Genomic DNA, 1,074 nt, shown 5'->3' on the forward strand with positions numbered 1-1,074 from the left:
TCAACTAAATGCCAATCTCGAATCGACCCCTAAACGGACAGTCCCCCGTCAGCAGCGGACAGCGGGCGTCGGGCCGGGACCCGGTATAGCTGAGCGGGCGTCGGGCCGGGACCCGGTATAGGTGAGCGGGCGTCGGGCCGGGACCCGGTATAGGTGAGCGGGCGTCGGGCCGGGATCGGGTATAGGTGGGCGGGCGTTGTTGAGGCTTCAGACGATTTGGCAGCCCAAGGGCCGACACGCCGCCCCGTGGACTTGCATCTGCAAGCCTGCCGAAGCGGACTCAGTCATACCTGGGGTTGTGATGATTCCCACGGGAAGCTGAATAGACGGCCTTCGAATGCGTTCGCGGATGGCTGTTCACCTAGAATTACATAAGAGATACGAGCCGGATCCCGGCGGCGTGAGAACAAAATACGGATAAGAGCGGCTGCGCATGCGCCAGTGGTCAGCTCACAACAGGAGGAATCCATCATGGCTGAGCACAACGGCGGCAACCGCGGCAACTTCGGCGGTGGCCGTGGCGACCGCGGTCCGTTCCGCGCCAACAACAATTCCGGGGGCGAGCCGCGAGGATTCCGTTCGAGGGACAACCGTGACGGCGCTGCCGGCGGTGATCGTGATCGTAAGCCTTTTGGTGAGCGTCCGCGTCGTGGGGGGGATGCGCGCCCGAGCTTTGGTGATCGTGATCGTAAGCCGTTCGGCGACCGTCCGAGCCGTGAGGGGGATCGTGACCGCAAACCTTTTGGTGATCGTGATCGTAAGCCTTTTGGTGAGCGTCCGCGTCGTGATGGGGATGCGCGCCCGAGCTTTGGTGATCGTGATCGTAAGCCTTTTGGTGATCGTCCGCGTCGTGATGGGGATGCGCGCCCGAGCTTTGGCGATCGTGACCGTAAGCCTTTTGGTGATCGTCCGCGTCGTGATGGGGATGCGCGCCCGAGCTTTGGCGATCGTGACCGTAAGCCGTTCGGCGATCGTCCGAGCCGTGAGGGCGATCGTGACCGCAAACCTTTTGGCGATCGTGATCGTAAGCCTTTTGGTGATCGTCCGCGTCGTGATGGGGATGCGCGCCCGAGC

1 protein-coding gene is annotated in these 1,074 nt (G+C 62.9%); it reads left to right on the plus strand.

The window, feature by feature from the left end; translation table 11 throughout:
• Positions 1-592: 592 nt before the first annotated feature.
• A partial coding sequence (locus QRN59_RS24300) for a hypothetical protein (protein ID WP_284984988.1) occupies positions 593-1,074 on the plus strand: 482 nt, incomplete at its 3' end.

The organism is Arthrobacter sp. efr-133-TYG-118 (assembly GCF_030209755.1).
In the GTDB taxonomy this organism is placed as follows: Bacteria; Actinomycetota; Actinomycetes; order Actinomycetales; family Micrococcaceae; genus Arthrobacter.